The 24,491-nt window shown below is 39.8% G+C and carries 27 protein-coding genes; 6 read left to right on the top strand and 21 right to left on the bottom strand.

Features of this window, described 5'->3' with window-relative positions; genetic code table 11:
- Positions 1-18 precede the first annotated feature (18 nt).
- The 4 genes from MKX60_RS12630 to MKX60_RS12615 all read right to left on the bottom strand — a co-directional run bounded on the left by MKX60_RS12630 (position 19) and on the right by MKX60_RS12615 (position 3,636).
- Positions 19-1,242: a hypothetical protein gene (locus tag MKX60_RS12630; RefSeq protein ID WP_341060000.1), complete on the bottom strand. Its 1,224-nt coding sequence runs from the start codon at positions 1,240-1,242 to the stop codon at positions 19-21.
- Positions 1,239-2,087 carry a hypothetical protein gene (locus MKX60_RS12625; RefSeq protein ID WP_341059998.1) on the bottom strand — a complete coding sequence of 283 codons (849 nt, stop codon included), beginning with the start codon at positions 2,085-2,087 and terminating at the stop codon, positions 1,239-1,241. The genes MKX60_RS12630 and MKX60_RS12625 overlap by 4 nt, the downstream gene beginning before the upstream one ends.
- Before the next feature lie 643 nt (positions 2,088-2,730).
- The gene (locus MKX60_RS12620) at positions 2,731-3,195 is read right to left on the bottom strand and encodes a hypothetical protein (protein WP_341059997.1); all 465 of its coding nucleotides are present in this window, start codon (positions 3,193-3,195) and stop codon (positions 2,731-2,733) included.
- Positions 3,196-3,285: 90 nt separating this feature from the next.
- Complete coding sequence (locus MKX60_RS12615) at positions 3,286-3,636, bottom strand: DUF6979 family protein (RefSeq protein WP_341059995.1); 351 nt, start codon at positions 3,634-3,636, stop codon at positions 3,286-3,288.
- Between the two features lie 133 nt (positions 3,637-3,769).
- Here MKX60_RS12615 and MKX60_RS12610 point away from each other — a divergent pair, with 133 nt between their 5' ends.
- The 3 genes from MKX60_RS12610 to MKX60_RS12600 are packed head-to-tail and all read left to right on the top strand — an operon-like array spanning position 3,770 to position 5,413.
- Positions 3,770-4,111, top strand: a complete 342-nt coding sequence (locus MKX60_RS12610; RefSeq protein ID WP_341059993.1) for a hypothetical protein — start codon at positions 3,770-3,772, stop codon at positions 4,109-4,111.
- Positions 4,036-4,572, top strand: coding sequence for a restriction endonuclease (locus MKX60_RS12605; protein ID WP_341059991.1), 537 nt, complete (start codon positions 4,036-4,038; stop codon positions 4,570-4,572). Before MKX60_RS12610 ends, MKX60_RS12605 begins: the two co-directional genes overlap by 76 nt.
- 4 nt (positions 4,573-4,576) lie before the next feature.
- Entirely contained in the window at positions 4,577-5,413 is an 837-nt protein-coding gene (locus MKX60_RS12600) for a Swt1 family HEPN domain-containing protein (RefSeq protein ID WP_341059990.1), read from the top strand.
- A gap of 407 nt (positions 5,414-5,820) precedes the next feature.
- On the opposite strand, the gene MKX60_RS12595 is transcribed toward MKX60_RS12600, so the two are convergent.
- Positions 5,821-6,393, bottom strand: a complete 573-nt coding sequence (locus MKX60_RS12595; RefSeq protein ID WP_341059987.1) for a recombinase family protein — start codon at positions 6,391-6,393, stop codon at positions 5,821-5,823.
- Positions 6,394-6,701: 308 nt separating this feature from the next.
- On the opposite strand from MKX60_RS12595, the gene MKX60_RS12590 reads away from it, so the two are divergent.
- On the top strand, positions 6,702-7,895 hold the full coding sequence (locus MKX60_RS12590) for a protein kinase domain-containing protein (protein ID WP_341059986.1): 1,194 nt from the start codon (positions 6,702-6,704) through the stop codon (positions 7,893-7,895).
- 82 nt (positions 7,896-7,977) lie between these two features.
- Here the strand turns inward: MKX60_RS12590 and MKX60_RS12585 are convergent, their stop codons facing one another.
- The 7 genes from MKX60_RS12585 to MKX60_RS12555 form a co-directional block, all read right to left on the bottom strand.
- Complete coding sequence (locus tag MKX60_RS12585; protein WP_341059985.1) at positions 7,978-8,235, bottom strand: hypothetical protein; 258 nt, start codon at positions 8,233-8,235, stop codon at positions 7,978-7,980.
- Between the two features lie 516 nt (positions 8,236-8,751).
- The gene (locus MKX60_RS12580; RefSeq protein ID WP_341059983.1) at positions 8,752-10,599 is read right to left on the bottom strand and encodes a hypothetical protein; all 1,848 of its coding nucleotides are present in this window, start codon (positions 10,597-10,599) and stop codon (positions 8,752-8,754) included.
- Between the two features lie 87 nt (positions 10,600-10,686).
- A complete protein-coding gene (locus MKX60_RS12575) occupies positions 10,687-10,872 on the bottom strand; it encodes a hypothetical protein (RefSeq protein WP_312149892.1) in 186 nt (61 codons plus the stop codon).
- A gap of 115 nt (positions 10,873-10,987) precedes the next feature.
- A complete protein-coding gene (locus tag MKX60_RS12570; RefSeq protein WP_341059980.1) occupies positions 10,988-11,548 on the bottom strand; it encodes a hypothetical protein in 561 nt (186 codons plus the stop codon).
- Between the two features lie 33 nt (positions 11,549-11,581).
- Positions 11,582-11,992 (bottom strand): hypothetical protein, encoded by a 411-nt coding sequence (locus tag MKX60_RS12565; RefSeq protein ID WP_341059979.1) that lies wholly within the window; start codon positions 11,990-11,992, stop codon positions 11,582-11,584.
- Between the two features lie 53 nt (positions 11,993-12,045).
- The gene (locus tag MKX60_RS12560; protein ID WP_341059978.1) at positions 12,046-12,513 is read right to left on the bottom strand and encodes a winged helix-turn-helix domain-containing protein; all 468 of its coding nucleotides are present in this window, start codon (positions 12,511-12,513) and stop codon (positions 12,046-12,048) included.
- A 447-nt stretch (positions 12,514-12,960) separates the two neighbouring features.
- Positions 12,961-13,392, bottom strand: coding sequence for a hypothetical protein (locus MKX60_RS12555; RefSeq protein WP_341059977.1), 432 nt, complete (start codon positions 13,390-13,392; stop codon positions 12,961-12,963).
- 174 nt (positions 13,393-13,566) lie between these two features.
- Here MKX60_RS12555 and MKX60_RS12550 point away from each other — a divergent pair, with 174 nt between their 5' ends.
- Positions 13,567-13,809, top strand: coding sequence for a helix-turn-helix domain-containing protein (locus MKX60_RS12550; protein ID WP_341059976.1), 243 nt, complete (start codon positions 13,567-13,569; stop codon positions 13,807-13,809).
- Positions 13,806-14,045: a hypothetical protein gene (locus MKX60_RS12545; protein WP_341059975.1), complete on the top strand. Its 240-nt coding sequence runs from the start codon at positions 13,806-13,808 to the stop codon at positions 14,043-14,045. The genes MKX60_RS12550 and MKX60_RS12545 overlap by 4 nt, the downstream gene beginning before the upstream one ends.
- A 500-nt stretch (positions 14,046-14,545) precedes the next feature.
- On the opposite strand, the gene MKX60_RS12540 is transcribed toward MKX60_RS12545, so the two are convergent.
- The 9 genes from MKX60_RS12540 to dxs all read right to left on the bottom strand — a co-directional run bounded on the left by MKX60_RS12540 (position 14,546) and on the right by dxs (position 24,455).
- A complete protein-coding gene (locus tag MKX60_RS12540; RefSeq protein WP_341059974.1) occupies positions 14,546-14,692 on the bottom strand; it encodes a hypothetical protein in 147 nt (48 codons plus the stop codon).
- 513 nt (positions 14,693-15,205) lie between these two features.
- Positions 15,206-16,183 (bottom strand): tyrosine-type recombinase/integrase, encoded by a 978-nt coding sequence (locus MKX60_RS12535; RefSeq protein WP_341059973.1) that lies wholly within the window; start codon positions 16,181-16,183, stop codon positions 15,206-15,208.
- Between the two features lie 184 nt (positions 16,184-16,367).
- The gene (gene spo0A / locus MKX60_RS12530) at positions 16,368-17,183 is read right to left on the bottom strand and encodes a sporulation transcription factor Spo0A (protein ID WP_042129795.1); all 816 of its coding nucleotides are present in this window, start codon (positions 17,181-17,183) and stop codon (positions 16,368-16,370) included.
- 199 nt (positions 17,184-17,382) lie between these two features.
- On the bottom strand, positions 17,383-18,495 hold the full coding sequence (spoIVB, locus tag MKX60_RS12525) for a SpoIVB peptidase (protein ID WP_081382880.1): 1,113 nt from the start codon (positions 18,493-18,495) through the stop codon (positions 17,383-17,385).
- Positions 18,496-18,633: 138 nt separating this feature from the next.
- Positions 18,634-20,361 carry a DNA repair protein RecN gene (gene recN, locus MKX60_RS12520; protein ID WP_341059972.1) on the bottom strand — a complete coding sequence of 576 codons (1,728 nt, stop codon included), beginning with the start codon at positions 20,359-20,361 and terminating at the stop codon, positions 18,634-18,636.
- Positions 20,362-20,420: 59 nt separating this feature from the next.
- Complete coding sequence (gene ahrC, locus MKX60_RS12515; protein WP_042190440.1) at positions 20,421-20,870, bottom strand: transcriptional regulator AhrC/ArgR; 450 nt, start codon at positions 20,868-20,870, stop codon at positions 20,421-20,423.
- 146 nt (positions 20,871-21,016) lie between these two features.
- Positions 21,017-21,490: a hypothetical protein gene (locus MKX60_RS12510; protein WP_256716299.1), complete on the bottom strand. Its 474-nt coding sequence runs from the start codon at positions 21,488-21,490 to the stop codon at positions 21,017-21,019.
- A 111-nt stretch (positions 21,491-21,601) separates the two neighbouring features.
- Positions 21,602-22,504, bottom strand: a complete 903-nt coding sequence (locus MKX60_RS12505) for a TlyA family RNA methyltransferase (protein ID WP_341059971.1) — start codon at positions 22,502-22,504, stop codon at positions 21,602-21,604.
- A gap of 46 nt (positions 22,505-22,550) precedes the next feature.
- Complete coding sequence (dxs, locus tag MKX60_RS12500; RefSeq protein WP_076284485.1) at positions 22,551-24,455, bottom strand: 1-deoxy-D-xylulose-5-phosphate synthase; 1,905 nt, start codon at positions 24,453-24,455, stop codon at positions 22,551-22,553.
- Positions 24,456-24,491: the final 36 nt, after the last annotated feature.

The raw sequence follows: 24,491 nt of genomic DNA, 5'->3' as shown, positions 1-24,491 counted from the left end.
ACTGAAAGAAGAAATTTATTAGCCAAACACAGGAACAAGACCTGTTACTATCGCGTCACTAAAATCAACCTTGCCTTGTAGAACCACCGTATTAGTGTTTGCGTTCAATACTAAATTCCCACCAGAAGGTTTAATCTGCAAATCTCCATTAATTGCTTCAACTGAGCCTCTAAAGGTTCCATCACTCCAAAAACCTAATGAAGAATAGTTCGAACTTTCAATCCTCACACCATGCAATTGATTACTTCCATTGAAAGAATTAAGTCCAGAAGAGTTTAGTTCAATCCTGTTCCCTGAATCAGAAGTTTTGAACAATCCCCCTATAATCGTTGCACCTGTGATAGTACTACCTTCAATTGAGTTACCGATGATTCTTCCTCCTTGGAGAGTTGGAGAGTAGATCATCTTGCCGTTGATAAAAGTACCACTGTATGTTCCACTTGCAATAGCAGAAACTCCATTTATCGCTGTGTTAGCTGTCGTTTGTGCGGTTGAAATCGTGGGATCACTGTTAATATTGCTCCAAGACATTGTGCCACTTGTCATGTTGATGTTGCCACTGATGTCAGCATTGACCAGTGTCGCGTTTCTGGCAACCAAATTGCCGTCAAGCGAACAATGGTAAGGGAATGTTCTTCCTCTGGATTTCTTTAGAGGCTTACTATCTTTGATTTTACTTTGTCCTTCAGCAATGCCATCGTTAGATATCATGAAGCAATGCAGCTTGCCACCAACTGTCTCGTCAGCTACATGATGATAAGCGCTTACTATCGCTTCATCTATACCAATACCAGACTGACAACCTTGTACACCAAGGCAATATGCCATAGCTTCCTCTTGGTGCGCTCCAATAGAGTAAATTTGCCCTTCACTGCTATCCTGTTTCTCCAAAACGAAATCTTTGCTATTCAAAAAGTAATATGCTGGCATCTGCTTTTCCATTAGGAGGATTTTTACGATTATACCAGCATCCTCATGTGGATGAAGTTTCTCATAATAACGAAATTCCTTCTCAGCTTCAATTTTAATGTCTTGAACTGTGGATGAAGCTCCAATATTATTAAATATCTTCTCAGCGACCTCTACTTCGCCGCTTATAAAAAGAACTTTATTGCCAACTCTCCTAATCTTCCTATAATCATCTGTAACGTGATGATTCTCCCCATTAACTCCGACACACACACGACTATCCGCACACACAAAAATCTGATTCTTACCAAAATAACTAAAACATAAACTCATACTGCTACCTCTTCTTTCATATTTTCGATACTTTCAACAAATTTTATATAAACAACCCCAAAATCATCAACGTTCAGTTCCAAGCAGCTTTTCGTTTCTTCTTGAAGAACTGGTATATGGACATAGCGTACACTTAGATCATCCGTTACAACGCTAACTGGAATACCCATATCTACAATTATTGGCGCATCCATAAGTCGCTCTCTACCTATGATGAACATTGAATAGTTCTCTGTGACACGCCGGATACCATTGTTGAGATTGCCATGCATCATATTACGCGTGACTCCTAATTCCATGACTTCATCAATTCGGAAAATTGCGTTGACCACGCTTGGAGATTCGAACACAGTTGCCGTAGAGTCTGCTTTGGTGGCAACTACAGCTATGCATGGCGCTGAAAACCTCTCCACTGCTCTGTCTGATGTGTTCTGGCTGTATGGTTGTGCTTCAATATTCGCCAAGTTGTACCCTTTGTTGTGATTAATTCGTCCTAATGTTGGTCTTAAATTCATTCTTCTATCACTATCCTTATACGCCTTATAGCAATTCACCCAACATTCGAGAAAATCTACTCTCTTAATTAAAGCTGTCGCCATCTTCCTGTAATCAGAGAAATAATGTGGCAACCCGTAATAGGTCGGTTTATTTTTGTCTTTAGTTCTCATGATTGAATTTCTACATGATTTTAACAACAGAATAACCAACTCTGTATTATCCTCTTCGGATAATTCAAAACTTGTAATCGCTTGAGTCTTTGCAATATCATTGCAAAATCTACTATTCAAATTTCTCCACCATTTTGCCATCTTGTTACTTTTTGTCTTTTTTTTCTTAATAGTCATACTTCTCTTCATTTCCCTTTCTTATTGTGTATTCCCATTGCTCAAAAACATTTATTTTTTACAATCATTTTTGTAAGCGCTTACAAAAATGATTAAAGAAACCTCTTTTGCATGAATATTATAACACATAGTATTCAGTAAGTCAACAATAAATTACTATTGAGTTAATATATGGTTTTTAAATGGTGCTATAAAAACATCAATAAACACATAGTAAAAATTTTTTCACACTCAGTATTCAAGCAGTTTGTAATACCCCAGTGGAGATTTTCCATTAGGGTATTTGCTAAATGGAGTACCATCTGTACTGCTCATTCCATTTTTATTAGCAGAGATACTGTTTGGAACGGATATAACTGCAAAAAAACTTATCACATACTCGATTTTCTCTAGAGTTGGTCTATTAATCGCTTACTTTTGTCTAAAGGGTAGTGGAATTTTTCCACTAGGTAGCAAGCTCAATTCGCTAGACCTGTCGCGGAAGAACAGTGCGTGGAATATTGTGGAAATTGTAAGCACTTTTTGATCTAAAAATACCCGGGGTCTATGAATAACCGCATCCTGTATATGCTTTCATGTTCACACCCTATAAAGACTCTTTCTAGCATTTCACCTGCTCCACTAGTCCATTTCGATAAGCAAGCTACCATTCTATTGTATTTACTTGTTTAATCACTTTGTATACTTTGTATTCTTCATCTACAAGAATAACCTTTGCTACCTTATAGTCTTTATCAATCGTTTTATCATTGAAGAAACTCAAAAGACCGCTCACATAATCAATCGCTTTTTCATCTTCCCCTTTTGATACTACTATAAAGAACTTTCCGTACTCATTAATTACAGCACCGCTAGCTGATATTGAATCAAACCATGTAGTCTTGAATGTCCCTCCAAAGTTCTCGTACATATACTTATCAACTTTATCTTTTATTAGTTTTTCTCGTTCAGTATGCTTTCCATCACTTCGCAGTTCTTTAAATGGGTCTTTTTTTGCTGTTGTCTGTTGATCAACGTTCGGAGTCGCCACTCCGTTCATCCCACTCCCTACAAGAATACCTAAAACTACAACAATTACTCCTATGACCACTTTTGTAGAACCTTTCATGAATTCCTCCTCAGCTAAATAAAACAAATAATTACTACATCCTTCAGAATCATAAAATTCACTTTAGTTTCTATACATTGAGCAATCACACTACTCCAAAACGATTAAATTGTTCTTCCATAGAGCTATTACAAGGTTCATCTGCGAGTTCTGTGTCAGGTTCACGCCTTTCGTGACCTCGTTCCACAGCTTGAGTTTATCAACTGTCAACTCTGGCTTCTCCGTCAGCAGTTGTACCGCCTTGATTGCGTAGCCCTTGTTCTTTTGAGACGTACTCCGCTTAGCATAATTACCTTTTCCGATACCCTTAACCATACCAGCATCACACAGCCCTAGGAACGCGTTCTTAGGGTAGCCCTTAAGATGTGCCGAACTCCGCTCTCCGAAAACCTCTGAAGCAACCACATTCCATTTAGTAAGTGCTTCAGACTGTTCATCCATACTTATTCATAGATGGCGTCCCCCTCGAATTCTGCAATTATATGTGACTTCATGTATTCCACAAATCTACAAATATAGTTATAATGACCTATACATATACTACCATACTCCATATGAATAAGAGCATAGCAAATTGGGTAGAAGACGTGAAAAGCAGCCTTCTTTAGTAGAACTAGCAATGCAATTAGCAGTGGGTTGTGCCTTTGTATTTGCCTTCAACCTCACCTTCAGTAAGTATGGAACATCAATTGGTGGAGCATGGCTGAATCCACTACTTATCATCATTATTATTACGTTGGTTATATCAATTACCTTGCGTATTGCCTATGTTCAAGAAAAGCTAAAGAAGGCTACCATCAACGAGATCAACAAAATGAGCGGCACAATGTTTGAACGCTATTGGAGCAGTTTTTCAAACGACAAGGATGGCAAGTTAAGCGTACTAGTGGGAAAGGTGGTTATGGTGCTGACCTGATTTTGACCTCAGCAACAAAGAAAGTTGTCATTCAAGTCAAGCGGTGGAAGATGAACGCAGGCTACGAAGCCATTCAGCAAGCTTACACGAGCAAAGATGTATATGGCTGTGTCGAAGCTTGGGTCATAACCAACAGTGGATTTAAAGCTCAGGCTAAAGATAGTGCGAAGCGTCTTGGAGTAAAATTATGGGACAGAGAAGTTCTGATAGAGAAAATGTCGAAGGTGAATGCAGCTCAAACGATAAATTCAACTGATCAGGAGCCTGAAAGTGAAAATGCCATTTCAAATGTTGTCTTTCCTATTAATCCAGAAAAAGACCTTTATATCTTTGCCAGATGCGGTAAGCCTGTCACGAATAAGACCAAAGAATTTTTTTGTCTAACCCCAAACGTTTCAATGAACGAATATACTGCTATGATCATCAACGACAATCTGAACAAATCAAATGAAAAGGTGTGATATCGTGTTTACATATGAAAAACCAGATGAAGAAGTTTTCTTTTCTACTTTGATGAAGTATTTGGAAAAGACAAAGGAGGATAAGCTAGTTAAGTTGCTGAAGGGCGGGAAATGTTCTATCCGAAGTGATCGTGAATTTTCTGGACAAAGATGGAACGCAAAGTGGACAGAGGTTGCCTTCTATATCCTAATTGATAATTTAGATTTAGTTGACAAAGAACTTAATAAGAAACTCATAAGTGTATGTCATCGTTTAATCCCTGCTGAAGCTGGATTTGATGTGATGAGCGTTGATTTTCTTCCAAATTTAGAGATATACAGTGTTGAAAAATCTATGATCGAAGATTTAGATGATACTGTCAACCAGCTTTCAAATAGCATTGAAGAACTACTTCCATCAGATGTAAAAGAAAAAGGAAAGGAAATGGCAGAAGCCTACATCTACCTATATAGTGTTGAAAACTCCATAAGGTTTTTTATAGAGAAAGTTTGTCAAGAAACTTATGGGGTTGATTACTTCAGCATGATAAACCTAAATAAGAGCATCAAAGATAGTATCGACATTAGGAAGAAGCAAGAAGAAAAGAATAAATGGATTAGGGTTAGAGCGAACTCCGAATTATTCTACCTCGACTTCAAAGAACTAGGAATGATATTAAGTAACAATTGGACTCTTTTCTCTAAGTATTTCCCTGACCAAAATTGGATAATAACCAAAATAAACGAAATGGCTGAATGTAGAAACCTTGTTGCACATAATAGTTATGTGGGAAGACATGAAAAAGATGTTGTCAGGGTTAACTTCAACAGTATTCTACGTCAAATCAATCAAATTCATTAGCTTTGATCTAATACCCTGTTTTACATAAAATTCATATTTCATATATGGCACATCCTACGTTAAGTGCTTTTCACCCTAGTGGAATTTTTCCACTAGGGTATTTGATAATTGGAGAGCCAAATATAATTCTTTGCCCCATTCTTAATAAAGATATACTGTTTTATGTGGATAGATCAGCAAAAAAAGCCTATTTATGCTCTCAAATTCACCATAGTCATTCTATTTATTGCTTATATTCCTATTAGGGGGTAGTGGAATTTTTCCACTAGGTGGTGCGCTCAATTCACTTGACCTATCGAGGCAGAACAGTGCATGGGATATTGTGGTAATTTAAAACACCTTTCTGATCTAAAGGTATGGGGGGTATATGAAAAAGAACATCCTGTGGATGCTCTCAAGTTTTGTCTCTATTCAACTTTACTCAGCTTGCCTTTTCGTATGTTCAATTCCCTGTACAGAGTTGCCTTCTTCACACCAGTCATTGTTTCAATATCAGCAATAGAATGTTCCTGACTGTCATAAAGTTTCAAAGCACGTTCAATTTTCTTTGAATCAGTCTTAGGTCGCCCTCCTTTTCTCCCCCTAGCTCTGGAAGCCGCCAATCCAGCTTTAGTTCGCTCTACTATCATTTCTCGTTCCAGTTCAGCAATGACCCCTATCATCTTGAACATGGCTCTTCCTGTAGGTGTAGTAGTATCCAATCCATCACAGACGCTCACTAGTTCAACTCCCAGCTTCACCAACTGCTCATAGACCTCAATCAGCTTCTTAGTGGAGCGCGCTAGGCGATCAAGCTTGTAGACAACAAACACATCTCCTTCCCGTAGTGCATCAAGAGCCTTCTGTAACTCAACTCGATCATCCTTTGCCCCACTAGCTTTTTCAGTGTATATACGTTCACACCCAGCGTTGTTTAAAGAGTCCATTTGCATATCCAAAGACTGATCAGCCGTTGAAACTCTTGCATACCCTATCTTCATATTAATATCCCTCCGTAATGTCTATATATAAACTCATTGTACCATTAATGTACGTTTTTACAACATAGATTTAGAAACGATTAAAGGAACTATTTTCTTTCCTTTTCCGGCTTCTTCTATTGCGTTTTCCATTCGTCTGAAATACGAAGGTTTTTGAGACATTCCCTCGGTGATAGTTGGCATAAATTATTCACTTACTCAACTTTACTTCACACTAAAAATGTAAGGAATTAATAAATAGAAAATCATATTGTTCTGAGGTAGGATAATAGGAGGGTTGGAAATGTAACTAAATGAGGTGACTTGAATTGACTAATCATCAAGCAAGATTTATCCAATTAAAATTAAATCAAATTTCAAGATATGACTCTGATGAAGTTGTGCTTTTAAGTGGATATTACGAAAACATTGAGAACATCAATTTAAAAAAGATTTTCTCAATACTTCACGCACAATTCAATAATTTATTTTCTTTTATGAATGAAAAAACACAATTCAATCGACATTACAATGCAGAACCTAGTAGATCACTTAAAGAATTAATTCAATTCACTAAATCATTTCATGGGAACCTTAAAGATGAATATGCATTTAACATAAACGATTATTATGAGGACATCATGAACAAGTGTATCTCCTTCCTTTCAACAAGTGGAGGAAGCACGATACCTGAGGACTTTGATCTCATTAACATTATTGAAGATCAACCCATTTTCAACATAGCTAATACAAAATCGTTATCCAGCACATTAAGCAGTACATCTGTACAAATGCGCTTAATTGGCGAAGGTTCTTATGCAACTGTATTCAAGTACAAAGACCCCTTTTATAATGCTTACTATGCAGTGAAGAGAGCTAAAAACGACCTACGCTCAGATGAACTAGAACGATTCAGAAATGAATACAATGATTTAAACTCTTTATCGAGTCCTTTTATCATTAAGGCGTTTTCCTTCGATAATAAAAAAAATGAATATGTAATGGAGTATGCTGACGAAACTTTAAGCAAATATATAAACCGAAGCAACAATACCCTTCTTTTCGAAAATAGGAGAGTGCTAATTGAGCAACTGTTTCGCGCATTCATGTACATTCACGCCAAAGGTATACTTCATAGAGATATCAGCTTAACCAATATATTAGTCAAACATTACGATGATGGTTCAACCTATGCAAAAATTTCAGATTTCGGAAACGTCAAACGTATGAATAGCACCCTTACCAGACTAGGCACTGAAATAAAAGGTGTTTTAAATGATTATAACGATCTCGAAGTCGTGGGATTTGAAAACTACGAGATAAGACATGAAACTTTTGCGCTTGGAAAGGTTATTTATTTCGTCTTAACTGGACGCACTAGTAACTATCATTCGGAAAAGAATGAGCCACTAAAACAGTTCATACTAAAAGCGATATCACCGATCAAAAGCATGCGATTTTCGAATGTTACAGAAATGAAAGAAGAACTTTATCAAAAAGTATACCCAACACTCCGCAAATGACACAGAGGTGATGTATCGTAGAAAGGCTAGGAATCCCCTCCCCTATCAAATAGGAGCCTATCGCTAGGCTCCATTCCACTACTCAGTCTTTCTTACATTTGTACCTCATATCAGTAAAATCTGAATCCAGCTCATTGACTCTTTTGGTCAACCTTGGCATGTCAGTCTTCAGAAGCATGATCACTCTTTCTAATTGCTTCAATCTTTTCCCAAATTGTTCTTCCCTCAGCACTGAACCATCGCTAACCGCAAGATTCTCTACCAATTCTGCCAGCATATCCTCTACTCGCTTATTACTCTCTCTTTGTTCCCTTATAAAATCCTGTAACTCAAGCTGCAAACCCTTGATATCTTTATTCATAATTGGCAATATGAATAATAGAATTTCGTACGATACTGGCTATCGCTCGTTATTTTCAATTCACGTAAACCTCAGCCAATTTTTGAATTTTTCCAATCTCAGCTTCACTCAAATTTAGCAGCATTTTTGCGATTGAATTGATGGCATTTCAACTCTTTTTCACACATTCTATCGCTAGGTAACAGGCGGCGCGGCGTGGAACTGTAAAAAGGATAAAAAGCACCCGTGAGGGGGAAGTGCGCTTGCGCACGTGGGGGTGGTGCGGGAGGTATTTGAGTTTTGCGGAGCTTCAGCGAACGAAAAATCTCAAATAGTTGGTCCAGCACCCCCAACTATATTATATTAAATTCATTCCATACCAATCCCTATAAAGATAAGGTATTACATTTGTTTATCTATACTAAGAACATCTGAAAATGTAAAACAAAAAAGCGACGAGACTTTTCTCTATATATAAGAAACCACCCGTCACTTCATCTCTTCCCTATAATTCCCTTAAGCTAAACCAATTTTCTTATAGCCATTCTTCTCTACCTGTATTATTAGCCCCATATTTGAAAACTCCTGTTCTATTGTTCTCCTTCGTTCTGCTTTTACCCAATTGCTATTGAGCCATTCCTTAAAGGGTCTGCCTCCCACTTTACGCGCAAGATGGAGAGTATTATTAAAATCAGACTCATGCTTGAGGCAGAACTCCCTTGTCTTCACTGCCCATTCTCTGCATTTTTCACCAAAACCATAAAGAGAATTATTGTTCAACTTAGTTGTCGTGAAGTTATCAGAAGGAACGTTTAATGATTCAGACAAGCGTTTTACGACTTGCTCTGATTTCGAGTATATGAATATGTTTACATCTGATGTGGCAGTAACATTTCTCAAGCCACTTCTATGAATGATCTGAATTAACTCTGATATGAGGCATTCATTATATATTTGCTCAACTCTTATATCCTGAAACCATCTTCCTATACCTTTCTCTGCCATTGATAAATCAATATCTGTTCCGTATATACCAATAGCAATCTTCTTATAGTAAACAGGATAACGAATTGGTAGATTTAATAGAGCAAGCGAGTCATATCCACTTAGCACGTTTTTACCTACAGTATTTAGCAAATTCAAAGGCAAGTCATTATCACTCTCTCGTTCATTAAAAAGCTTTGCCTGATCTGAGGTAATTACTCCTGAGTTCAGATAGTCCTTTGTATCTCCTTTGTGCATCAGTGGAAATACATCATACTCATTATCACGTAAAAGCTTAATATCATCTGAGATTGCCTGTTGAACTCCCTTGCTTGGGCTTCTTCGAGCATCTAAGTTAGTATTGATGTCTCTCCAATGAACAAATAGCCTACTATAATCGTGATAGTTCTCCATTTCAATGAATTGGTACTCATTGTTATAGAGAATTTTTGAATATGGACTCGAACCATCTAGTATTAAAACACTTCCCAGCTTCCTATAGTCAATCCTCACAGAACAAAGAATTTTTTGTAGACCTCTTTGCCTGTCAATGTAACCACTCCCATCTTCATCAAGCAGTTTTAGGAACCATTCAAATTGTCTCAATAATGTTGGAGAATCACAATTCTTGGTCAACTTCCCCAAAGCGTTTCGGAGGTTCATCTCTTCCTTAGAGCCTTCAATAGTCCTAATTAAGCGCATAGTAGATGGCTGCACCTTAGACTTTAATTCATTTACAATTAAGCTCATGATAGTGATTCTTGCACTTTGAGCTTCAAACTCTTCCAAATCACTACTTTTCGCAAGTTCATCAAACCAAGCAACACTGTTATTCTCTTCTGATATGTCAAATTCACAGTCATTAAAGAATATAGGCATTTCGTCAATTATGAGTTGCCGTTTTTTCAATCTCCTATTCATACCCTCTTGAGCCTGATATGACATATAGACGTTTTTATTACCCATTCCAATAGCCAGATCACGAAGACGTTGTTGTGTGATACAGACGAAGAGATAACCACTTAAACTCTCTGTAACGCTATCCAAGTTGTCTGCATCGACATATTGAATAATGTTTGTTGCGCCTATTTCCTCTTTATAGTATTGAAAAACACTATTGTAAAAACTACGCATTGTATCTCTATTATTAAACACAATAAGCAGCGGCTCTCTACACTCCTTCATCAATACTTGTTTGAGAGCTGTTGTTTTACCATGACCAGGGGCAGAATCGCAAACCCAATGTACATCTTCACCTATTCTAGAAGCTGTTATATATTCTTTTATTACATTTGCAGTTTCCATAAAAGCAATTGGAAGAAGGTTTTCCTTTTGGCTTTGCGGAATTAAATTGAAAAATTCGTTCGATACACTACTCAATGATACTATTCCTCCTAAAAAATTCTTTATATAGAAGATTGGTGCGCAAGGGCAATCGTATTGTTACGCACCAACCACTTTTTCAACCTACTTAGTAGCAAGCCTTGCTTTGATTTCTTTCATTTCAATTTGAATATTGTCGTACTTACCCTTTAGTTCATTATACAGATGCAGCATAGCATCTTTCGCCATATCGTTACGCACATCTTTCATCTTCATGAGATGCACCGTTTGCTCAAGCTTAGACAATTTCTCATTTATATTTGTTTCCATGTTTTTCATTCCTCCATTTTGTATTATTGATCTTCTATACGCACTCTTCTCTTGATATGCGTTTCGCTTCTTCTACAGGCAACCCAGCATTTTTAGGTGGCTTGCCAAGCTCCTGTCACATGAGAAGATACACATGTCCACACTCCGCACACTTCCATCCGTTTTGAAATCCAAAAATCGAGTCTTCTCGTTCTATATCTGTAAAGCTATTATTGCCACAGGTGCAGTTGACAGGAGGAGAAAACACATGATGTACTGGAACAGATTCGTCTCTGATTATGAAAGGTTTCATCATCTCTTTTCCACCAATATAAACATATGGCATTGGTTCAACTCCTATAATGCCTGATTTGCAAACATCAAGAACGCATGTATGTGCCGTTTCCTTTGCAATAGGAGTATCCTGATTAAAGACAATGAGTATCTCCTGCTCTGTTTCTGTGATCTGTGCGTTGTGCATTGGAAACTCTACCTTACCAACTTTGGGTAACTGCATATCAATCGATGGTTTATCCTCATGCTTGTTTATGATTCTAATTCCCAATAAGTTGTCCGCAGCATCGTAAAGGAGATAGCAAATTACATCTGAGCGTGATTTATTCTTCGCGTATTTATGTTTGCTGCGGTCTTTGAGGTATATATACATCATTGTGTCCTCTGATATTGTAATTTGCATGTCAGTTTATCCCTCCAATTCTTCCAGTGAGCTTCACTTCAATCGACCAATTTCATGCTCCAACTCTCTCAATCGCTCCCAACAGGTATTAATATCCTGTACGTTGGTTGCCAGAAGCTGTTCAAGTCTTCTTACTCGCGCTGGTAGGTCAAAGTGGGAGGTATCCTCAATCCCTTCACTCTGAATGGTTACCAACTGCTCCTTTACCTCTTTAAGTTCAGCTGCCAACTTGTCTAATGAAGATTTTGGTTGAATAGGCTTGGACTCCTGCCTCCGCTTATCTCTTTCTTTTCGAGATTCATTGTTATAATGCGATAACTCTTCCATATTCTTTTCAAATTCAGCTTGCAGTTTTTTTCTATCTTCAGGAGAAAGCTGAGTGTCATTGGCATACAGATCCGTCATTTGATCTAGTACTAGTTGCATTAAGTCCATTTTTTCCATGAAATATCAGTCTCCTTTAATCCTTGTTGTTCCAAATCCTACGAAGTGTCATGCTAAATCCTACTACTCAGGTACTCATCATGCTCAAGTTTCATATGTTCAGGAAACTTCTCAAACTCCTTTTGCGGGATTATTGGTATCGTCTGATTGCGAACAACATAGACGTTTCTTACATATTCATTCAATGAAATTTCCTGAATAAATCCAAGTTCCTTTAATCTTCTTACAGCCTCACTCGTTCTTGTGATGCTAACGCCACACTCCTCACTTATTTCTTTTTTCGAAACCTGAATTGCATTATTCGTACTAGTAGTTCTCATTAGAAAAGAATGAAAGATATTGAAAGCTTCACAACCAATTATCACCTTCCAGTATTTACCGATATAATCATCCATAGCTGTTCCTCTAAAAATATCAATATCTACCGTAGTGAGTACCCTATCTCCTACTCTCTCAACTTCAAAATTGTTTTGTTGCATTTCTAACTCCGTTAAAAATCTAACCTTATTATCAACTACCATAGTTATTGTCACACTCTTTCTGGTTGTATTACTTATTCCTGTTGTTCCAAGCCCTCCATATCAAATAAACGATAATAACAAAGCACCCACCTAATCCAAACCCCTTAAGGAAGGACATCTGAAATTTCTCATTCGTCAGCTCAATTACATCCAATCACCTTCACTCCTTCTCTTCATCTCCTAGTACAATCTCACACCCTTCTATCAGCTCCATTCATTAAAAGAGAGTGACAATACCTTTTAATTCATTTAAAGGTATTGACAATACCCTTTATTAAAGGTTAATATAATCTCAGGTATTGAAAATAATAAAATGGTATATTTTTGTCCAAATTACAAACCCAAAAATACACCAACTATATCATAAAACAACTCCTATAATATGTAAAGGACGACCTTTTAGGTCGCCCTTTTTCGGTTTTTTTTATACTATTAGTCTTGAACACACTATGCAACATTGATCAAGTTCCATATATGCTCTTTTCCCTCTATCCTTGCCCTATACATGACTTTACAAGTAATCCTTTTCGCTTCCAACTTCTCTATCATCCACTCAGGAACAACTTCGACGAATAGAGTTTCTAACGCTTCTTTTCTGTTGCCTTGATACATTAGTTCAAATTGCGAAAATGTCAGGCTATTCTGCATATGTAGCATTTTACGCTGACGAAAGTCACTGATATCAGCAGGAATTGTGTCGATGTTACCACTCCAGAAGGTGTTCCACTCTCTCAGATCAGCTTCGTTCTGTAATAAAAAGTCCAGTTTTTGCTTCCAGATAGAATGTATCTTGTTGTATTCTAGAAGTTTTATCCAAGTTTCCTTTGAGTTTCCAAGGTCATTTAGCATTGATTCGTAGCTCTTTCCGTTTCTCAGCATTATTATTCATTCTCCTTCGTAAAATGGGCATAGTTAAACAAGGAAATATGTATACATTCCTTCATTTAAATGATATGATCGTTTTATGTTTATAAACGTTAAAAGACTATAATTAAACTATAGGACTATAGACGTTTAATGTCAATAGTTATTATATTTATTTGGAGGGGTATTATGAAAAATATGTTTTCTCTTCACTGCAATCTCGCCCAAATCCTTGCCGAAAAAGAAATTACTCCATATAAGCTATCAAAAGAAATCAGCGAAAGAATAGGTACAATTTACAAGTTGGCTAACAATGATATTGAAGGAGCAAGACTTCCAGCTTCTTTACTAGCAAACGTTTGCGGATATTTGAACATTACGTTGGACGAATTGTTTACTATCGTAGGCGACAAGAAGGAGGATCAACTATGATCTCAGATAATTCATTGAATGAGATGGGAGTTATCAAGGGCGAAGATGGGGTTTTCATTCCGAAAGACTTCTGTTTAGTATCATTATTAAATCATTATCAAACTGAAAATACTGTTTTAACTGACGAAGAACATAATGCGATATCTAATTTCCTTTTTCATCTGGAGCTTGATTTAGGAATCTGTGACGGAACGAAACAAAAATACCTAAAGCATAGAGTTGTTGAAGCGGAATAAGCTTACCTCTCGCTCAGTAACGCTTCATAGCTACGAAGCTGCTCATACACGTTGTAACACTCCTTCTTACTTCCGCTATCATTCCTCTGCCCAAGAGATTTAGGAAGCGCTAAGCTATATATGAATCGTTTTCAGCACCATGTTCAGTGCTATCGACGCCCTGTAATTCCATTAAAGTCAAAAAAGCAACACACTCAGCTTTCAAATTCCACTTAAGTGCGCTGCTTTTCTACTCAAATATCCAACATAAAGTGGTATAAAATAAGGAATGGTTAAATACTTTAAAGGCATTTTATACCCCTTGATTCACACCTAAATTCTTCGGTTTCTAGGCGGCTCCGAACGTGATCGAAACCCAAAAAATTAGGATATGCCAGCGGATATTGATCTAAGCTATATGTAACAAGGGATTAAGAGCAAATTTTGACACGCTGCTCCGTGATTGAAACCTCCGTTTTACCCTCTGACGAGGCTCTGCGGCGTGATTCAACCCTCCAAAATTAGGATATAATATTCTTTTTTATATCTTTAATATTCTCTTCTATATCTCTGGTGAACGGAGTTCCCCAATTGTCGGCTTCGCCTTTGGACGCTTCGCCCAAGGCTTCCTGCGGAAGCGAAATACGTTGATACAGGTAAAATGACAAAGAGTAATCCACCCCCAGCCCTGAGAAAGTTGATGGATTACTCTTTTTGGTGCGTTTTTTCTTAAAGGCTGAACAAAAAGAAATAATCCGCCCACCCTACAAAAGTGACGGATTATTCTTTGTGACTAAATAACAAGGGATAACAGGAAAAAGAATAGCACAAAAATATAAAAATGCAAGTTTTCCCAAAACCACAAATCAAATCACACCTCACCACAACCATCCCACATCATTTAAATACCGCTGTATCCTCTATGGGCAGATTTACCTATTCTGTTTCTACAGATGGCACCCACTGATATTTGAATCGCTCTGAGAGCGTCTCTGAGAGTAAAGAAATGATCATCCTTCCACACTTTAATTTGCCGCTAATCAGATATTCTTCTAAACTCTAAGTTTATTGAAGATCTAATGATATATCGTACAACATCAGCATCTTCTGGCATAGTTGCAGCATTAGAATTAATATCGACCTTCCTTTGCATATCAATCTGACATATACATTAATCAGCGTCATAACTGTTCAATGAAAGTCAGCGGACTATGTTTCTGATATTTCTTCCCAATCTCTTCGTCTGAAAAATCAAGATATGCTTTTTGAGTAACCTCCACTGAGGAATGACCTAATATTCTACAAAGACTAAACCAATCCCCTCCATTCAATATATAATATTTTGCAAAATTGTTTCTTAACAGATGTGGGTGGACATGAACTCCAACTTTTTCACCAGCTTGACGTAAAGCACGTTCATAATTCCGCACTTCAAGCTGCGTACCTTTGGTGGTAGGAAACATAAATGGACTGTCAGAATATCTATCTCTGAACCGCAACCATGATTTTAACTCATTTGCAGTTTTATAGGAAAAATAAACGAAACGTTCTTGTTTGTTTTTTGCGTTTATCACATGGATACTCTTATGCTGGAAGTCAATATTCTCAGGCAATAAACTCAAACATTCACCAACACGCATTCCAGTATCAAGAAGTAGTCTGGTGATCACACGATTTCTGTAACCATGAAATGTACTGGATTCAAAATGATTAAAAATACCTTTGAGCTGATTAGGTGACAAAGTTTGCTTTAACTTGCGTTCAACTTTAGGATTCTCTATTTTCTCCATAGGATTCTTGGTAATTTCTTTTTCGACCTGATAAAGGTAATTGAAAAAAACTTTGATATTGCGGACGTAATTAGAAATTGTAGACGTTGATACTTCTGAGTTGTAATCTTTTCTGCCTTCTGGATGGTTGTTATGATTAGAATTTGACGCAGCAACTACTGTGTATTTGCCACGCTCCCTTAGATACTTGATGTAGTGCCTCATATGTCCTGTTTGAATTTTCTTGACTTCTTCAATTTGGAATTCGTTTTTAAGATACAGCATAAAAAGCTTCAGTGTCTGTTCGTAACTCGCAAGTGTTTTCCGTGACAAATTCTTGGATGAACAATAAAGCATAAAGTTGTCCAATTGAAATTGCATGTCTGTCATAAAAAAATACCGCCCTTCATTAGGTTTTTGACAAACCCAATAAACAACGGTATCAGTACATTTATCATATAGAAGTTAGTTGGCTTCAAGCGGCTGATTTAAGATGTTTACCGCCATAATTGTTCTGACTGTAAGTCACTACCAGCAACCTACAATTCCTTACCACGCACTGTCCCTAACCCTTTCAACTAACCTTATGCTCAATCCGCAGCTTGTCGGCTACCATGGCAATAAATTCCGAGTTAGTAGGCTTAGATTTGGAGATATTAATCGTGTAGCCGAATAAATGGCTGATGGAGTCGATGTTGCCACGGGTCCAAGCCACTTCAATCGCATGGCGAATGGCACGTTCAACGCGTGAAGGCGTGGTCTTGAATTTCTCTGCTATGGCTGGATAGAGTGTTTTTGTAATCGCACCAAGGATCTCGATATTGTTATATACCATGGTGATCGCTTCGCGCAGGTACTGATAGCCCTTAATATGTGCTGGAACACCGATCTCGTGGATGATCGAGGTAATGTTAGCATCAAGATTCTTGCCCTTCGTAAGCGGCACTACATTCGATCTGGACGTCGACGAATAGTTGTACATGTTAGAGGATGAGCTCATGCTGCCTTGGACCCCTACAAGCTGACGTACACGATTTGCCAGGACCTCCATATCGAACGGTTTCAAAATATAATAGGATGCACCAAGCTGTACAGCTCTTTGAGTGATGTTCTCCTGACCAAAAGCGGTCAGCATGATGATCTTCGGTTGAGGATTCAGATCCATATCACGCAGACGTTCCAAGACACCCAGACCGTCTAAATGTGGCATGATAATATCAAGAATAAGGACATCGGGAACTTTGCGTGCTTCGCTTAGCATTTGAAGCACTTCTTCACCATTGTAGGCGATACCCGTTACCGTCATATCTTCTTGTTCAGAAATGTATTCGGAAAGCAAATTCGTAAACTCCCTGTTATCATCGGCCAACAACACTTCAATATTCTGCACTGGCTGCTTCCTCCTTAATTATATCTGCTATTCGAAAATAACATTTTTTTCTTGTCTCTTAACATTTTCGACATGGAGATTGAATTCCCTTCTGTCGAAAATTATTTTTCTTTATTTTTTTTCTGGCATGGATTATAATTAAATATTTTATTTCAAAGTTCGATGATCTTCGTAATCCTTCGACAAAAAAATCTTAAGGCTAAACCGCCTTAAGATTTAATGGATACCTATTCTCCTGTAGGGTTACACCAGAATCCTTAAGCATCCATTCGATGAAGCAACCGTAGCCGGACTTAGGATCATTTACAAACACATGAGTTACAGCGCCGATGAGCCGTCCATTTTGAACGATTGGACTTCCGCTCATCCCTTGAACGATACCACCTGTCTTATCGATCAGTCGCGGATCTGTGATACGAATGACCATACCCTTTGTCGCCGGCGTCTGCTGATGTGCCACATGAATGATCTCAACCTTAAATCGTTCTACCTGCTGCCCATCTACAACGGTAAGAATTTCAGCTGGACCTTCCTTGACTTGATTGCTCATTGCCACAGGAATAGGTTCTTTATAAAGACTATGCTCGGGATTACGACTCATTTTACCGAAGATGCCAAAATCTGTGTTACTCTCCACATTACCAAGCACTTGGCTTTCTTTTAAGAAATGGGCTCGTTTCTCACCCGGATCGCCATCCTGGCTTTTAGAAATCGAAGTTACACTGGACTGAACAATATGACCGCTGCCAACAACAATTGGTGTTCCTGTATTCATGTCCGTAATCACATGTCCTAAAGCTCCATAAACCCCCTGTTTCGGGGCATAAAAAGTTAACGTGCCGACACCCGCTGCAGAATCTCGAATGTACAGGCCTAACCTCCAGACTTTGTCATTAATATCATACGCGGGTTTCAGCTTGGCTGTATGCTCTTTCCCAGCGCGTTTAAAGACAATCGTCAGAGAATTATTCGCTTTTCCAGCACGATCCACAAGCTTGGCCACCTTAGATAACTCGTCCAACTTCTCTCCATCAATGGAGATCATCAAATCACCTGGCACCAAACCGCTGACCTCACCTGGGGAAAGCTTGGATTTCTCGGATACTTCAATCAGATGATGTCCAACAACCAGAACACCTGCTGATTTCACCTTTACTCCGATCGTTTGACCTCCCGGGATCACCTTCAGTTCCGGTTTCATTCCATGCGCAGTCACCTTGGCAGGTTCACTGTTCAGTGGTGCGGCAAAACTTTGGTGGGTTCCCGTTATGCCCGATAAACTAAGAAAGAAGGCAAATAAAAGGCCTGGCATTAACTTCCTGAGGTTAGGCTTCAATGGCTGTCACGCTCCCTTTTGCTTCTTTCGCTTGACGAAAAAGGTGGTCGCCAATTGCGTACCTATAAGATAACCTTGCCCCCAGGCTTTTATTACTGTCAATCATTGTTCCGCTTAGCTTGTTGCAGCCTTACTTGCCTCGGCCAAATTAAGCATTTCCTGCGAATGGTGCAATGTTTTTTCGGTAATTTCCACCCCACCCAGCATTCGGGCCAGCTCCATTACACGTCCATCATTCGAGAGTGATTCCACTTCCGTCATGGTTCTTCCGTCCTCAACCTTTTTGCGGATTAAGTACTGATGATCAGCCATACAAGCCACCTGCGGTAAGTGCGTAATGGAGAACACCTGACAAGTGGAGGACAGCTTATACAGTTTATCTGCAATGGATTGAGCAGCCCGACCACTCACACCGGTATCTACCTCATCAAAAATCAGAACTGGAATCGCATCATGACGCGCAAAAATACTCTTCATTGCCAACATAATTCGCGACAACTCACCACCCGAGGCAATTTTGCCAAGAGGTCTTAACGGCTCGCCAGGGTTAGGGGAAATCATAAATTCCGCACTGTCGATCCCTTGTCTTGTAAGACGAATACGCCGACCCTTATATTCAACTCCACGTAGGTCCTCCAACGTGTCTAATTTAACCTGTAGCGAGGTTCTTTCCATCTGAAGATCTTTAAGCTCACTCTCCACTTGCGTGGCTAAATCAGACGCACACAGCTTCCGTGCTTCACTTAATTCAGTAGCTGCTTCCATCAATACAGACAGCAATGCATCGCGTTTGGTCGTCAGTTTCTCCAGATATTCATCTTTATTCTCAAGCAGATCGGTTTCCCGATGGATTTGTTCATAATAAGCCAAAATCTGTTCTACACTATCTCCGTATTTACGGCGGAGTCCGGTAATTAAATCGAGACGATTCTCGATTTCTTCGAGTCGCTGTGGATTGAATTCGATCTCTTCTCGGTAATCACGAAGCTGAAATGCAGCATCCTCTAGTTGATAATAAGATGATTGCAGCTGCTCAAGCACGGATTTAAGACCCTTTTCATCATAACGAACCGCATCCTCGAGTCTGGAAATGACATTACCTATGGATTCTAAGCCTTGTCTATCGTAGAGAAGCTCATATGCACCGGATACGGAATCCATCATTTTCTCACTGTGGGATAGTTTGACCCGTTCTTCGGCAAGTAATTCATCTTCTCCCGGTTTTAATGCTGCAGATGAAATTTCTTCTAACTGAAAACGGTACAAATCAAGCATTTGATAAGCCTTTTGGCTGGATTCCTGCAGCTCTCGGAGCTCTTTCTCCACTTTTGCAAAGGCTGAATACTTTTCCTGATATACCGCTTTTAGCGGCCCGATAATGGGTTCTCCGTATGTATCTAAAAGTCCCAAATGTCGTTCTGCCTTCAATAAGTTTTGGTGTTCATGCTGTCCATGAATATTAACCAGCTGCTCGCCAATTTCACGTAGCATAGTAAGATTGACCATCTGTCCGTTTACTCGTGATGTACTTTTACCCTGAGAGGTGAGCTCACGGCGTATTATAAGATGCTCCTCACGCTGAGCCTCAATGCCAAGACGCTCTAAAGTATCCCAGACGGGATGACCGCTTGGGAGGCTGAAGAGCGCTTCCATCTCTGCTTTTTCACAACCGTAACGAATAGAATCCGCGGAGCCGCGCCCTCCGGCAATCAGACCAAGCGCATCAATAATAATGGATTTACCTGCCCCAGTCTCCCCTGTGAGCACATGGAAGCCAGGATAAAAATGCACATCTACCGCCTCAACGACGGCTAGATTGCGGATAGACAAGGTTTCTAACACTAATAGAGCACCTCCGAGAAGATGATAAGAATATAATGAAATTTATACTTTCTTATAATTTAAGAAATGTAACCCATGATTTGTGAAATTACAGTCTTACTGTCCTCAGGCTGGCGGCAAATAATTAGAATGGTATCATCACCAGAGATGGTCCCCATAATTTGTGGCCAGTCAATATTATCAATCAAAGCAGCGACTGAGTTAGCCGTTCCCGGTAAGCATTTCATCACCACAAGATTAGCCGATGAATCGATCTGCACAAAATTATCCACCAAAACGCGCTTCAGCTTCTGTATTGGATTGTACCGTTGGTCAGTTGGAAGCGAATATTTGTATCTTCCATCATCCATAGGCACCTTGATGAGCAATAGCTCTTTAATATCTCGAGATACTGTAGCTTGAGTAACCTGAAAACCAGATTCACGCAAGGCTTCTACCAGCTCGTCCTGTGTCTCGATATCCTTTTGCGTAATAATCTCACGTATCTTAATATGTCGTTGACCCTTCATTGTTGCCTCCTAAAAGTTTTGTAAGCGACACTTCCAGATTAGCAGCGACAAAACTACATCGGAAGCATGGACTTAGTTTTGTAAGCGATGCTCTCCGAATTGCTTCGGCAAAACTACTTCGGAAGCATACACCTAGTTAAATGGACTCAGTTTGATTCTCCGTCATCTCTGCCAAGCTTAATCACTTGAATAGATCCCGCTGCAGTATTAACATACAAAACTCCGCTACATTCCGGATAAATCAGCAAGTACGGAAGCAAGGTATCTCGTAAGCCACTGCCTGTGAAATCCAAAGGTTTGCGTGGTCTAGAAAGGATAACCAAATATATTGATCCTTCCTCTTTAGTCGCCACATAATCTATAAATAACCGGCTATACATCTGCGCCCCGTTTACGTTGAAGGACAACGGGATTTTGAGCTTCCCTCCAACGACCTCGTACCCTTCATCCTCTAGTATGTCTATAGACGGGTGAGGAATAATCACTTTATTAAACGGGATCTGATCCTTCATGAAAGAACGCGGAGAATTTTGCAGCCATATATATATCCGATAAATTATAAAAATCGATAATGCTACTCCAATAAACGCCATGACGACCTTGTCAGAGCTACCCGCCACTATCAATCACCTCGGTGATTTATTCGCGTGAAGCCATGCCAATTCCTTCTTCTAAGCTGCCTTTTTAGAAGCTTTCCGAATAATTGTTATTTTCCATATGGAAAAAGAAACTCACCGGCGCGATGAGTTTCCATGAGTCGAATTTACATTAAAAGTACCCGTAGCCTGCTTAATCACTTCATCCGCTAGGGATGGAAAATCCTCCACTGGAATGACTGATGATGCAGCATCTGAAGGCTGTAATGTACCTTCTTCAGCTTCCGCCAATTCAGGCGTTAGTCTCCAGTGAGCAAGAAACTCAATATTGCCTTCCCCGCCTGTAATCGGTGAAAAAGTTAATCCCTGCAGCTGGTAACCCAGCTCTGCCGCCATGGTCAGTACATTAATTAATACCTCTTTATGAACAGCAGAATCACGAATTACACCTGATTTACCAACCTTCTCCCGTCCTGCCTCAAACTGTGGCTTGATCAGCGCAGCAATATCCGCCGGGCGCTTAAGCAAAGCTTTGAGCGGTGGAAGAATTATTTTTAAGGAGATAAATGAAACATCAATACTCGCAAAATCTGGAATCGGACCCACCAAATCTGGAGGCGTCATATATCGGAAATTCGTTCGTTCCATCACACTAACGCGTTCATCATTACGCAGCGACCAATCCAGCTGATTATAGCCAACATCAATCGCGTACACATGGCTTACTCCATTCTGAAGTGCACAATCCGTAAAGCCTCCAGTAGAAGCACCGATGTCCAGCATGGTCCGTCCCGTAAGATCAATATTAAATTGGCGTAGAGCCTTCTCCAGCTTTAGTCCTCCACGACTGACATAAGGATGCACAGAGCCTTTAACCTTAAGGGTAGCCTCCCGTGACACCTTCATACCAGCCTTTTCAATGCGTTCTTCATCCGCGAGCACCAGTCCTGCCATAATGGCTGCTTTAGCCTTCTCACGGCTTTCATAAAAACCTTGCTCAACAAGTAGTACATCTATCCGTTCTTTACGGTGTTCCATGGTCATCTCCCGATCGTTCAAAGGGTTGCTAATTTCCGGCTTCCATTTAGGAAGACGAAGTTGTTTTGTAGTTATAAGCACTCAAAGCCATCATGGACTTGATACGTGCACATAGCGCCTCTACAGTAAGACCTGTTTCCTGGCGCTGTTCTTTAATAGAGCCGTGCTCCACAAAGATGTCAGGTACACCCATCAGATGTACACGAGCGTCATAAATTTCATTCTCTGCGTAGAATTCTAATACCGAGCTGCCGAGGCTTCCCGCTTGGCAAGCCTCTTCAATAACAACCATGTTGGTTCCAGCGTGAGCCAAATCAAGCAGCATGGAGTTGTCGAGTGGCTTCAGGAACCGCGCATTCACGACGCCTACCTGAATCCCTTCCCGCTTCAGTAAATCAGCGGCTTCTTCAGCCACTTGAACCATAGGTCCACAGGCTACAACAGCATAACCTTCGCCTGTACGCAGTCGTTCCCATGATCCGATTGGAATAGTACGCAGCTCAGGATCCATTGCTACACCTGTACCGTTAATACGCGGATAGCGATAAGCAATCGGACCGTCATTATATTCAAGCGCCGTTTTCATCATATGACGCAGCTCATTTTCGTCTTTTGGCATCATCATCACCATATTCGGAATATGGCGCATAAAAGCAACATCGTACACACCCTGATGAGTCTCACCATCCGCACCTACAAACCCCGCGCGGTCAATGGCGAACATAACATTCGCGTTATGTCGGCAAATATCATGGACAATCTGATCATAGGCACGCTGCATGAAGGTAGAATACACCGCATATACCGGCTTCATCCCTTCCATAGCCAAAGCTGCACAAAGCGTAGCCGCATGTTGCTCAGCAATCCCGACATCAATCATACGATCGGGAAATTCCTTAGCAAAAGGAAATAAACCCGAGCCTCCTGGCATCGCAGGTGTAACAGCAATCAGACGGGAATCTTCCCGACCCAGTTCGATCAGCGTCTCGCCAAATACTTCCGTGTACATTGGAGGACCCACAGCTTTAAGCGCCTGACCCGACTCAATTTTGTATGGTGAAATGGCATGTGATTTATAGAAATCGGTCTCAGCGGGTTTGTAGCCCTTACCTTTAGTTGTTAGTACATGTACCAACACAGGTCCAGCCACGTTATCTGCTTGGTGGAAGGTGTCAATCATCTTCTCCAGATCATGTCCGTCTACAGGACCGAGATACGTAAAGCCGAGCTCTTCAAACAATACTCCAGGTACCATCATATATTTGAGACTATTCTTTAACTGTTCAGCAGTCTTTGCTAATCGTCCTCCGATGGCCGGAATCTTCTTAAGCAGCCCCTCTACTTCATCTTTGGCACGCAAATAGTGGCGATCTGAACGTATTTTGCTTAGATAATTATGCATCGCCCCTACATTAGGAGCAATTGACATTTCATTATCGTTCAAAATAACCATCAGCTTACGCTTCTCATGGCCAATATGGTTAAGTGCTTCAAACGCCATTCCACCAGTAAGAGCACCGTCACCAATCACGGCAATAACCTTATTGTCTTCACCCTTGAGATCGCGAGCCATCGCCATCCCCATTGCTGCCGATAATGAGGTACTGCTATGTCCAGCTTCCCATACATCATGCTCACTTTCGGAGCGCTTAACGAAGCCGCACAAGCCCTGATATTTACGCAGGGTATCGAAGCGGTCTTGACGACCAGTCAGGATCTTGTGAACATAAGCCTGGTGCCCAACGTCGTAAATCATTTTGTCACGAGGGCTGTTATAACAATAATGCAAAGCCAAAGTGAGCTCCACGACTCCTAGATTGGATCCGAGGTGCCCCCCAGTTGCTGTAAGCTTCTCAATCAGAAATCGACGAATTTCCTCCGCTAAGGTAGTTAATTCATCGACTGACAATGATTTTAGTTGCTTAGGATCATTTATTTGTGGAAGCAGCACGTATAGTTCCCCGCTTTCCTAGATGTTGTAAATTAT

Source organism: Paenibacillus sp. FSL R5-0914, from assembly GCF_038004525.1.
Lineage (GTDB): Bacteria > Bacillota > Bacilli > Paenibacillales > Paenibacillaceae > Paenibacillus_AQ.
The sequence above is the reverse complement of the archived record's forward strand: the minus strand, read 5'-3'. Positions and strand labels throughout refer to the sequence as shown.

Bases quoted from the DNA above. Each gene is read 5' to 3' on its own strand.
- MKX60_RS12630 (WP_341060000.1), bottom strand. From the start codon at position 1,242: ATGAGTTTATGTTTTAGTTATTTTGGTAAGAATCAGATTTTTGTGTGT.
- MKX60_RS12625 (WP_341059998.1), bottom strand. From the start codon at position 2,087: ATGACTATTAAGAAAAAAAAGACAAAAAGTAACAAGATGGCAAAATGG.
- MKX60_RS12620 (WP_341059997.1), bottom strand. From the start codon at position 3,195: ATGAAAGGTTCTACAAAAGTGGTCATAGGAGTAATTGTTGTAGTTTTA.
- MKX60_RS12615 (WP_341059995.1), bottom strand. From the start codon at position 3,636: ATGGATGAACAGTCTGAAGCACTTACTAAATGGAATGTGGTTGCTTCA.
- MKX60_RS12595 (WP_341059987.1), bottom strand. From the start codon at position 6,393: ATGAAGATAGGGTATGCAAGAGTTTCAACGGCTGATCAGTCTTTGGAT.
- MKX60_RS12575 (WP_312149892.1), bottom strand. From the start codon at position 10,872: ATGGAAACAAATATAAATGAGAAATTGTCTAAGCTTGAGCAAACGGTG.
- MKX60_RS12570 (WP_341059980.1), bottom strand. From the start codon at position 11,548: ATGCAAATTACAATATCAGAGGACACAATGATGTATATATACCTCAAA.
- MKX60_RS12565 (WP_341059979.1), bottom strand. From the start codon at position 11,992: ATGGAAAAAATGGACTTAATGCAACTAGTACTAGATCAAATGACGGAT.
- MKX60_RS12560 (WP_341059978.1), bottom strand. From the start codon at position 12,513: ATGGTAGTTGATAATAAGGTTAGATTTTTAACGGAGTTAGAAATGCAA.
- MKX60_RS12555 (WP_341059977.1), bottom strand. From the start codon at position 13,392: ATGCTGAGAAACGGAAAGAGCTACGAATCAATGCTAAATGACCTTGGA.
- MKX60_RS12550 (WP_341059976.1), top strand. From the start codon at position 13,567: ATGAAAAATATGTTTTCTCTTCACTGCAATCTCGCCCAAATCCTTGCC.
- MKX60_RS12545 (WP_341059975.1), top strand. From the start codon at position 13,806: ATGATCTCAGATAATTCATTGAATGAGATGGGAGTTATCAAGGGCGAA.
- MKX60_RS12535 (WP_341059973.1), bottom strand. From the start codon at position 16,183: ATGACAGACATGCAATTTCAATTGGACAACTTTATGCTTTATTGTTCA.
- spoIVB (WP_081382880.1), bottom strand. From the start codon at position 18,495: ATGCCAGGCCTTTTATTTGCCTTCTTTCTTAGTTTATCGGGCATAACG.
- ahrC (WP_042190440.1), bottom strand. From the start codon at position 20,870: ATGAAGGGTCAACGACATATTAAGATACGTGAGATTATTACGCAAAAG.
- MKX60_RS12505 (WP_341059971.1), bottom strand. From the start codon at position 22,504: ATGGAACACCGTAAAGAACGGATAGATGTACTACTTGTTGAGCAAGGT.